The sequence below is a fragment of the Microcystis sp. M53602_WE12 genome, assembly GCF_030065455.1.
GTDB classification, from domain to species: Bacteria; Cyanobacteriota; Cyanobacteriia; order Cyanobacteriales; family Microcystaceae; genus Microcystis; species Microcystis aeruginosa.
This window is the reverse complement of record NZ_JASJFB010000240.1, coordinates 1-10,727: the sequence shown is the minus strand read 5'-3', so window position 1 is coordinate 10,727 and position 10,727 is coordinate 1. Positions and strand designations below refer to the sequence as shown.

The following is a 10,727-nucleotide window of genomic DNA, read 5'->3' as shown; positions in this document are numbered from 1 at the left end:
ATCCTTATCTGGCAAGAGACTTAATTGATTAGTTCGCTCTAGAGCAAAAACAATTGACAAAAATCGCTAAATGCCTTTCTCTATAAGGGTTCCATCCCTTATAACCCCCGTCCATTGCATAACACAAACCGAAGAGCCAGAAAAAGTCACGGAAGCTGGGGGTTTTTATGTTGAGGTTCCTACCCAAAAAATTAAACCCTCCCAAACTTGTCCTAATTGTGGTCATCAAAAGAAGAAATCTTTAGCCGAAAGAGTTCATCGCTGTGAGAAATGTGGCTATTCTTGTGATCGAGATGTAGCTGCTGCACAAGTTATGCTCAATTATGCTAGGGGCTTGGAACGAGCCTCTTTAGATGCAGAGTCGTCTAGCGCTACCTTGTGCGGAAGTATGAGGCATCTAGGGACGAAGAATCGTCAGAAACTCCAATCGAGCGCGTAGCGGATTGGAGTAGTTCATAAAATCTTGAAATATACCTTAAGGTCAGGATGAATAATTTAGGGATATACCTTAAGATGGGAATTACCCGTGAGCAATAGGGTTGAGGATTTTGGGCAACCGTTGAATACCTTAGCCATTGACCACGAGCAACTAAAAACAAACGTTGATAAACAAAAATTTAGCTTGTGCGACCGCATAAATATACCAAAATCGACCAACACCAAGACTATCCTTGTCCCTGTCGTCGGAAAGGGACATTGTGCCCGATTTTATTGACCGATGCCTTTGGCTGTGATCGCTGTCAACAGATATTTGTGCTACAGGAAAACGGTCAAATTATCGAACAATTAGCCCCCCACTATCCCTATAAACGCAGTTGGCGCTGGACGGGATTTCGTTGGGTGAGTACGAATCGGCGCTTTGGACAAGAGGTATTACCCCTGATGGTGGGGATAATTCTGTTATTATCGATCGTTTGGCTACCCTTAATTTTAAAATCACCGCCGGGGGTAAGCGTGATTTTTGGGGCAATTCTAGTTATGCTATTAGTTATTTTGCCCGCATTCATCTTTTGGTTAGCCTATCGACGCTAGACAAGAATCTATGATCGAAAGTTCCCCCAAAACCCCCCCGACGATCTTTAAGCAAGCATACAATGCTTTTCTGGATCTAGGTCAATTCAATGGCAACGAAAGAAATCGCGGGGTAATCGCGATCGCTAATGCCATTAAAACTGGCTTTGATCGCATTTTAGAAGCCAATACCCTCGATTTAGAAGTCAGTCGAGAGATGGCCGTCTCAGAACAAATGATTCGCTGGTTACGGTTAACTCCCGAACGTTTAGAGACGACGGTGGAGGTATTGCAACAACTAGCGGAAGCATCGGATCCGCTGCAACAGGTAATTAACGCGGCCTATCAACTTAATCCGTCCCAAACCTATTGCCAAAGGATGCCTTTAGGAGTGATTGCCTTAGTCTATGAAGGTTTTCCCGAATTAGCGATGGTAGCGGCGGGATTTTCCCTAAAAAGTGGCAATAGTTTGATTATTCGCGGTTCCAATGCCTCTAGTCATTCCGATGGAGTGATTACGGAAATTATCCAAGAAGCTTTGGAAGATGTGGGTTTACCCGTGGATTGTGTGAGTGGTTTACCCTGCGATTCTAGTCCCTCCCTAGAGGAGTTGCTGACGCAGGAAAATTATGTTAATTTGATTATTCCCTACGGTCGCCCTAGTTTAATCGGTCGGGTGAGTCAATTGGCCACGGTTCCCGTTTTGCGTGCGGCCATGGGAAACTGTTATTTGTATTGGTCTCCTAGTGGCGATTTGGAGTTAGCTCGTCAGGTAATTATCGATAGTCATGGCAGCATACCCGATCCGGTTAACGCGATCGAAAAAGTTTTAATTAGTCCCCATCACAATTCTTCAACTTTAAGTCGTTTGTTTAAAAGTTTGCAGGAAAAAGGCTTTAAATTGCGGGGAGATAACCGATTAGCGGCGGATTTTCCCGAACATTTAACCATTGCTACCGATAATGATTGGCAAAGACCCTATTTAGAAAAAACGGTGGCCTTTAGGTTAGTGGATACCCTCACTGATGCGATCGCTTGGATTAATAAGTATAGTAGCGGTCACGCGGATTGTATTGTCACCGAATCCTATCGAGAAAGTCGTCAATTCGCCATGGAGTCCGATAGTGCTTTAGTTTATATCAATTCTTCACCCCGATTCGATCGCAATCCCAAACAGGGAGAATCGGTGTTTTTGGGCATTTCCAACCAAAAAGGCCAGCGCCGGGGGTTAATCAACCTAGAAACCTTTACCACCCTTAAACAGGTGGTGCAGGGGTAGTTTTGGTGAACTGGGTATTGTTAAGTTAGCTAGGGTTTGCGGCAAAAAGTTTTTCGTGGGGACAGGGTGTGGGGTGTGGGGTGTGGGGTGTGGGGTTTTAGGGATTTTGAGGGGGTCAGTTACCTAATTTTCAGGGAAAAAGTCCAGGAATTTTACCCCCGATCACTCCAATGGTTGGCACTTTTTGAGGGAAAAAAAGTCTAAAAGTCTTACCCAACATCAGCCAACCCTACCTAGTGGTCTGCGGCAAAAAGTTTTTCGTGGGGGTAGGGGTAGGGTTGATTCATGAATCAACCCTACGACATCGGGGGGGGCGGGGGCAAGAGGCAAAAGGAGGAATAAATAATCAGTCTTTAATAACTGGATTTAGTATTAGAACAATGGCGAGAAAATGACAGTTTTTAACTGAAATTACTGTCCAAACAAAACCGAACTATTGCCAGATCCTTGGAACAAGATCCAAGTCATCAGCAGATTAGATACAAAAATCGCTAAGAGCATAGTGACTACGGCCGCGGTCGTAGCTTGGCCGACTCCTTTAGCACCGCCATCGGTCGTTAAACCCCAATTACAGCCGATAATCGCAATTAAAGCCCCAAAAACCAACCCTTTAACCGGTCCACTCAGCACATCTCCCACACCCAGAAAACCGCGAACCGAGTCGAGAAAAACTGAATTGGCAATCCCGTATAAACTTTGGCCGACTAGCAAACCGCTACCTAAACCGATCAGCAACGCCATAACACTCAAAGCGGGAACCATCAGACAACAGGCAATTAAACGGGGCAGCACCAGATATTCCACGGGATCGGTTTTGAGCATATAGAGTGCGTCGATCTGCTCTGTCACCTTCATGGTACCGATTTCCGCCGCAAAAGCCGATCCTACCCGACCAGCTACCACGATCGCCATCATAATCGGACAGAGTTCCCGACCGAGAGCAAGGGCCAAAATTCCCCCCACCATACTGCCAGCGCCCAAAGCTTGGAACTCCCGGGCCACTTGGATCGTAAAGATCATCCCGATCACCGCGGCCGTGATCATGGCGATAATCAGCGAGGCGGGCCCGGCTGCTACCATTTGTTCTTGGGTGACGCGCCAATCGGGTTGGCGCGTGAATAGGAAGTAAAAAACCCTGCCGGTCAATAGTACCGCTAACCAACAGCGCCGAAACCAAGAGCTTAATTCCTTGCTAAAAATCGCCAATAAATCCTTCATTGTCCCCAAAATCGATCGGACTAGAGAAAAGTCTATCCTGTTTTGTCTTCTAATACCAAATCCTGTTATAATAAAACGAGTAAAGACAAGGAGATAAAATGCCCAAGAAAGCTGACTTAGCCGAACATCTAAGTTCAGAGGAACTGATACTAAATCTGGTTATTAAAAACTGATTATTTATTCCCCCTTTTGCCTCTTGCCTGTTGCATGAGTGCCTCTCCTCTATAAGTAGCCTATACTCAACGGATTTAGTATAAGCGGTTTAAATAGGGTTGGCTGAATAAATCTAAAAACCTTGTTGGATAAGACTTTTGGACTTTTTTCCCCTCAAAAAGTGCCAGCCATTGCGGGGATAGGGGGGAAAATTCCGGGACTTTTTCCCTGAAAATTAGGTAGTTGACCACCTGAAAATCGATCAAACCCCACACCCCACACCCCACACCCCACACCCTGCCCCCAGAAAAGCTTTTTCAGCAGCCCCTAAATAGGGTTGGCTGAAAAAGTTTGCTCCCCCTAAATTCCCCTTAAAAAGGGGGACTTAAAGCTGAAAAAAGGGGCTTTGCGCCCCTAAAAATCTTTAGTCAACCGATTAAAAATCTACACCAGACTATAGACAATTACTAAACCCAAAACTGCGGCAAAGACAATTAAAGCATAGAATTGGGCGCGACCATTTTCGAGGTATTTGAGACCTTCACCACTGACAAGAGTAGCTAAACCAGTTAAATTCACTGCCCCATCGATAACGCGATAATCCACTTCCATAATTTGCCGCGCGAGACGACGACAACCCTGGACGAAAACTCGATCATACAGATTATCAATGTACCATTTGTTCAGGGAAAAACGATACAAAACGGGGAATTTTTCGGCAATAGTTGCGGGGTCAATTTTCTTCTGGAGATACATCAAAGAAGCGACAGTAATCCCGATTAAAGCAATCCCCACCGAATTACCCGCCATAATCAGAAACTCCGTCCAATCAAAAGCATGAACTTCTTCCACTACTTCGTTAGGAACATGAATAAAACCCTCGAAGAAATTCTGCCAAGGTTTACCCACCAAACCGATTAACAAAGAAGGAACCGCTAAAATCATTAGAGGTAAAGTCATCGTAATTGGCGATTCGTGGGGTTCATGGGCATGATGGCCGTGGTTGTCTTCTTCCTGTGCTTCCGAGTCCAATTGCTTAACATTCATTGCCCCCGGTCCAAAAGCCGGAATCGCACCCGCATTGGCTAACAGTCGGCGTTTAATCTCCTTATTAGTCCCTCTAAACTCCCCTTCAAAGGTGTTAAAGTACATCCGGAACATATAAAAAGCCGTTAAACCCGCAGTGGCCCAACCGATTAACCATAAGGACGGGTTCGCCTCAAAAGCTAAACCGAGAATTTCATCCTTCGACCAGAAACCAGCGAAGGGAGGAATCCCACAGATGGCCAGAGTTCCCACCAGGAAAGTTAGGGCAGTAATGGGCATATACTTGCGTAAACCGCCCATCATCCGCATATCTTGCGCTAAAACCGGCTCATGACCGACCACATCCTCCATACCGTGGATGACCGAACCGGAACCGAGGAACAACATCGCTTTAAAATAAGCATGGGTCATCAGGTGGAATAATCCCGCACTATAAGCGCCGATACCCATAGCCATAACCATATAACCCAATTGGGAGATGGTGGAATAGGCTAAACCCTTTTTGATATCATTCTGGGTGAGGGCGATACTTGCCCCTAGGAAGGCAGTAAAGGCCCCCGTCCAAGCAATTACCGTCATCGCCGTGGGAATTGGCTCAAAAACGGGATACATCCGAGCAATGAGGAAAACTCCGGCGGCCACCATCGTGGCGGCGTGAATCAGGGCCGAAATCGGGGTCGGACCTTCCATGGCATCCGGTAGCCAGACATGAAGGGGAAATTGGGCCGACTTGGCCACGGGACCGAGGAAGACTAAAACGGCGAATAATGCCGCTAAACTGCCGGCAATGGCTCCAGAAGAGACTAATTCCTCTAGACGTTCACCCATGACATCAAACTCAAAGCTGCCGGTGGCCCAGAAAAGACCCAGCATTCCCAGTAATAAGCCAAAATCGCCGACGCGGTTGGTAACAAAGGCTTTTTGACAGGCATCGGCGGCCGCCGGACGAGTGAACCAGAAACCTACCAGCAGATAGGAACACATCCCCACCAATTCCCAGAAAACGTAGATCTGGACGAGGTTGGGACTGATGACCAAACCGAGCATAGAACTGCTAAAAATGCTCAGATAGGCGTAAAAACGCACATAACCGGGGTCATGGGCCATGTAACCATCGGTATAAATCATCACCAAAAAGGCCACGGTGGTGACGATAACCGACATTAAAGCGCTGAGGTGATCGATCGTATAACCCATTTTCAGGTGAAAGTTACCCGCCGATGCCCAATCGATCATTTGGTTGTAGGGAGCGTGTCCATTGATTTGACTCCACAGCAGCGCAAAAGAAAGCACCATCGACGCGCCGAGGGTAGAAATGATCAATACAGCATTTACCTGTCGCAGACGATTGGTGACTTCATTAAAGGAAATTAAGCCCGCGCCGACTAGGGTAGCGCCTACCAAAGGCAGGACGGGAACTAGCCACGCGTACTGATAAAGCGGTTCCATTCAGTAATACCTAGTTTACAACTTCACACTATTTGGTTTATCTTCATCTATTGTGACATAGGTTAATTCTTAAGAAAGTGTTTATACCTAGTTTTGCTTAATAGGGCGGCGAAAGGTCAAAGGATCTTATCAATTTGGCAGTTTAGCGAGCGGGACGGTAATTTTTAGGGAGAAGCGGGAAAATTATCGAATAACCACGAAAGCAAGGAAACAATCAAACCAGCAGAAAAGGAAATTATCGCCACGATCGCCTCGCTGCCAAGATAACGGGATAAAAAACTGCCTTGAATTTGGGCGATCGGTAGTCGCGGATTTAACCCCACTTGGATGCTGTTGGTAAGCTAAACGGCGCTTAACCTGCATGATCCAACAGCTATAACCCTTTTGGAGTCTATATCGGTGATCCGAAGTAAAAGCCGTTTAGCTTATTGCCGGAAACGCTCACTTCTAAACCTTGTGATGCCTCGGTAATCTGCAAGTTTTCCCCCGTGGTTTTTAGTTTGAGGTTTTGGTTACTATCCTCTCGGATAATTTTTATCTGATTTAATATCTCTACCCCCGGTTTCTCGACGATCAGGAATTGATTTTCTTCTAGCTTAAGATCCTGTTGAGCCATCCGGATATTACCGGAAATAATTGTCGATTCCACTAAGTCATCTCTCACATTATTACCGGTGATAATCGGTCGCTCAAATCTAACATTATTAACTTTAATATTGCGCCAAAAAATAGGCTGTTCTTGATCTTGAGAAAGTTGTAAATTAACATCGATCGCTTGTTGTATTTCTAATTTAAATTCGGTGGTACTGAGATTAAATTCGAGGGGAATATCCTCTTTTTTTTGGGGTAAATTAGCAATTTTATAACCAGAAAGAGTTATTTTAATCGGGTTGCCGCTAGGGTTAAATGATAAATTTACTGGTTGAGAATTTGGCTGCAAACTAAAAGCCAAACGATTATTAAAAGGAGCGTATTTGAGATTTTTTACTCTAGTTTCTTTTTGTAAACGGAGTTCTTGCAGGATAAAATCCGCCGTCGGGGTAATTGTTAAAGTGCTATTTTCCCGGATTGATTCAATTTCTAGTCGCTCTCGTTTATTCAGTTCGGGATCTGCAAGACTGCTAAAAATGCCAGCGAGGGTAAATTTTTTCAGTCCCGATAGATCTATTTGGGAAAGATTATCGACATCTTTGAGCAATAAACTTTCGTTTTCTTGACAGGTAAAACTAAAGCTTTTTACCAATAAATTGCCTTCAAAGTTTTGTTTAACTGGGATAATTCCCCAAAAAATCGACAGGAAAACCAGTGCTAGAGTAACTATAAAAACTGTGCAAAACTTGAGATTTTTCCTAATAAATCGCCAGAAACTTTTAAAATTATGCTTGGACTTCATTTTAGCCACTGGGGATTATGTTCAAAAGTTATATTAATCGGGGCATTTCTGGGAGGAGCATCATCTTGTTCTAATAAAGCTTTGACTCGCAATTCGTACAATCCCGCCTTAGCCAGTTTACCATCAGAAGTACGACCATCCCAAGTAAAGAAAATTTCCCCTTTTGGTTGCCAGTTAGGGCGAGAAGTCTCATAGATAACCTCGTTGTTCTGGAGGATTTGTAATTCTTTGATCTGGCTACGCGCATTAGCAAAAAGGACGATATCATAGGTTTTTGCCGGATTAAAAATAACTGGCAAATAGATCAATTTACCGTCACTGATAGAGGCCGTGGCCCGCAGACTTTCAAGGGCGATATCTTCGCGATCAATAACATAGTTAGACCATTTAAATTGATAGCGAGAACCTTGGGGACGCAAGGTGAGGGGATCGAGTTGATAATTTTTTGGCAAAGAACGCACTATCACTTTTGGCGCTCGGTTATTACGACTAGGCACTTCCAACTTTAGGGAGTCAGTCATCTCCCGAATCCGGCCGATAGAAAGGGAAATAAGACTAAAACTGCCCGCAGTCTCGATCGGAGCTATTCCCTCACAGCGCTTGTCATTATCTCTCTGGATATAGTTGCTAGATCTAGTATTTCCCGTCCCACAGTTTTGAGCTTGAATAGGGAAGAACGAGACCAAAATAAGACTAAGAATTGTTAAGTTGAGGGCAATAAATGATTTTTTCATGGTACAACCACCTGCCATTGAGCTAATTTTTGGAGAACTCGATCGATTGGGTAAGCGAAACCGATACCGGAAGAATCGATTTGGGACTCGTTAATCGTTTTAAACATCAATCCGATCACCCGCATTTCCTGATCGAATACTGGACTACCAGACCCCCCCACGGCCAGACTCACATCGATTAATAAATTGCCGCTACTAGACTGAATGCCGATGGTAATCGCCTCGTACTTCGACCAATCTTTTGATTCAGGATGTCCGATGATAGAAATCGGTGTGTTTGGGGCAATTTCGCCTTGATGAAAGGTTAAAGGACTGATATCGTCTGGTAAACCCGTGACTTCCAGCAAAGCTAAATCCAAGTTTTCTTGGGGTTCGGTGATCTGACTTATTTTAGCCACTGCACGATCGCGCGGGAGGTTGGGTAGATTTTCGCCGTAATAGGGTTCCACTTCCAGATTATTTTCCAGATTATCGCCCCTCTGTTCCGTGTCGCGATCGACCACCACATGACGATTAGTGATAATCCACACCGTTGTTCCCCGTCGTTTGATCACATAACCCGTACCGTAGGCAGTCCCCTTGGCGTTACCGGTAAAGACAACACTGATTTTAACGATCGATCGCTTGATCCGGGTGAGGGGATCCTCTTGGGGTAGATATTTAGTGGTATTCAAAGCGATGATCTGCTCCGGTTGTTGCTGCAACGATAACAAGCGCCAGGCCTCTTGCAGGTTATTGCGAGTAAATTCAAACTTCGGATCGATTTTCGTCGCCTTCTCGAACTCAGCGATCGCTGCCTCTAGCTTGCCCTGTTCCTGTAGGAGCCGACCCAAATTATTATGGGCAAGGGTGTGAGTGGTAGTGGGAGTCCCAGTAGTATCTGGTAAATCTAAGGCCCTACGGTACATTTCCTCGGCTTCCGTCAGTTTTTTCTGGGCCCTCAGCACGTTACCGAGACCGATGTAGGCAGGGGCAAGCTTATCATCAAGAGCGAGCGCCCTACGGTACATTTCCTCGGCTTCCGTCAGTTTTTTCTGGTTTGCCAGCACGATACCGAGATTGTTGTAGGCATTGACATACTGATCATCAAGAGCGAGCGCCTTGCGGTACATTTCCTCGGCTTCCGTCAGTTTTTTCTGGTCCCTCAGCACGTTACCGAGATTGTAGTAGGCAAAGACAAACTTATCATCAAGAGCGAGCGCCTTGCGGTACATTTCCTCGGCTTCCGTCAGTTTTTTCTGGTCATACAGCAAGTTACCGAGATTGTTGTAGGCATCGACATCCTTATCATCAAGAGCGAGCGCCCTACGGTACATTTCCTCCGCTTCCGTCAGTTTTTTCTGGGCCCTCAGCACGTTACCGAGACCGATGTAGGCAAAGACATACTTATCATCAAGAGCGAGCGCCCTACGGAACATCTCCTCGGCTTCTGTCAGTTTTTTCTGGTTTGCCAGCACGATACCGAGACCGTTGTAGGCACGGACATACTTATCATCAAGCTCGATCGCCCTACGGTACATTTCCTCGGCCTCCGTCAGTTTTTTCTGGACCCTCAGCACGTTACCGAGATTGTTGTAGGTTTCTGGAAGTTTTGGATCGAGAGCGAGGGCTTTTTGACAGAAAATCAGTGCTTCGTCTAACTTATTTTGACGGAATAGCGCGGCGCAGAGATTGCTAAAAGCCACAGCACTGTTAGGATCAAGCTGAATAATTTGTCGCCAGATTCTTTCGGCTTCCGGGTATTTTTTTTGCGCTTGAGCGGTTTCACCCTGTTGCCATAACTGCTCCAGTGTTTGTGCCACTGTTGTCGGCGGCATGATCATCAATGCCAAAGTTAACACCAAAGCCAGCCGCACCACTTTCATAAGCTGATTTAAAATATTCTATCTATAGGTTAACAGATAGCAATGGAGTCAGGAACATTGCTGCATCTTAGTCGGTTAAGTAAGTAGTTATAATTACATTGAAGATAGATTTTGCCTCTGATCCCCCCTGCTACCTTGATAAGGCTATCCATTAGTCACATCTTTCTTAACATAAAATTTGACAAAAAGAGAAAAGTGTGCCAGATGGCTCAAGGGGGTTCTATGGGGGAACTAATTTGATGAGATAGTTTCCAAGTCTCGCTGATATCATGTAACCTTCGCAGTCCCAACCAAATAGTTTTAACACCAGGTTCACCGTCACCTTTTCTACCTAAAAACCCCCCAAGAGAAGCAATCATTCTGACCGCTTCTCGAAAGGAGGGCGGCTTTTCAGGTGGCGGACTCTTTTTATGAATAGTGGCACACAAAGATTGCCATTCATGTTCTTCCAAAAAACTTTCACAACTCTCCTCTCCGTGTAAGCGTGCTTGATAGGTTAACCAAAGTAATCTCCAAGCTACAATTGAATAGGTAGCTAAAGCCATCTCAATTCTCCTACCCGTTTCTAATTGCAGTTT

The 10,727-nt window shown here is 45.3% G+C and carries 9 protein-coding genes and 1 pseudogene; 3 read left to right on the top strand and 7 right to left on the bottom strand.

Going from position 1 to position 10,727, the window contains the following annotated elements:
• The first annotated feature begins 70 nt into the window (after window positions 1–70).
• The 3 genes from PX482_RS08780 (at window position 71) to PX482_RS08770 (ending at window position 2,290) form a co-directional block, all read left to right on the top strand.
• The gene (locus tag PX482_RS08780; RefSeq protein WP_288026383.1) at window positions 71–439 is read left to right on the top strand and encodes a zinc ribbon domain-containing protein; all 369 of its coding nucleotides are present in this window, start codon (window positions 71–73) and stop codon (window positions 437–439) included.
• A gap of 185 nt (window positions 440–624) precedes the next feature.
• Window positions 625–1,032 (top strand): hypothetical protein, encoded by a 408-nt coding sequence (locus PX482_RS08775; protein ID WP_002763516.1) that lies wholly within the window; start codon window positions 625–627, stop codon window positions 1,030–1,032.
• A 10-nt stretch (window positions 1,033–1,042) separates the two neighbouring features.
• Window positions 1,043–2,290, top strand: coding sequence for a glutamate-5-semialdehyde dehydrogenase (locus PX482_RS08770; protein ID WP_002763515.1), 1,248 nt, complete (start codon window positions 1,043–1,045; stop codon window positions 2,288–2,290).
• Between the two features lie 411 nt (window positions 2,291–2,701).
• Here the strand turns inward: PX482_RS08770 and PX482_RS08765 are convergent, their stop codons facing one another.
• The 7 genes and pseudogenes from PX482_RS08765 to PX482_RS08735 form a co-directional block, all read right to left on the bottom strand.
• On the bottom strand, window positions 2,702–3,508 hold the full coding sequence (locus PX482_RS08765; protein WP_002763514.1) for an MlaE family lipid ABC transporter permease subunit: 807 nt from the start codon (window positions 3,506–3,508) through the stop codon (window positions 2,702–2,704).
• Between the two features lie 248 nt (window positions 3,509–3,756).
• Window positions 3,757–3,957, bottom strand: coding sequence for a hypothetical protein (locus PX482_RS27655; protein WP_012266167.1), 201 nt, complete (start codon window positions 3,955–3,957; stop codon window positions 3,757–3,759).
• Window positions 3,958–4,105: 148 nt separating this feature from the next.
• A complete protein-coding gene (locus tag PX482_RS08760) occupies window positions 4,106–6,157 on the bottom strand; it encodes an NAD(P)H-quinone oxidoreductase subunit 5 (RefSeq protein WP_288122328.1) in 2,052 nt (683 codons plus the stop codon).
• 164 nt (window positions 6,158–6,321) lie between these two features.
• Window positions 6,322–7,550: pseudogene (locus tag PX482_RS08750) on the bottom strand (hypothetical protein).
• Window positions 7,547–8,284, bottom strand: coding sequence for a FlgD immunoglobulin-like domain containing protein (locus PX482_RS08745; RefSeq protein WP_288093556.1), 738 nt, complete (start codon window positions 8,282–8,284; stop codon window positions 7,547–7,549). Before PX482_RS08745 ends, PX482_RS08750 begins: the two are co-directional and overlap by 4 nt.
• Window positions 8,281–10,149: a serine protease gene (locus tag PX482_RS08740; protein ID WP_288093554.1), complete on the bottom strand. Its 1,869-nt coding sequence runs from the start codon at window positions 10,147–10,149 to the stop codon at window positions 8,281–8,283. The genes PX482_RS08745 and PX482_RS08740 overlap by 4 nt, the downstream gene beginning before the upstream one ends.
• A 209-nt stretch (window positions 10,150–10,358) precedes the next feature.
• A partial coding sequence (locus PX482_RS08735; RefSeq protein ID WP_288122326.1) for an IS4 family transposase occupies window positions 10,359–10,727 on the bottom strand: 369 nt, incomplete at its 5' end.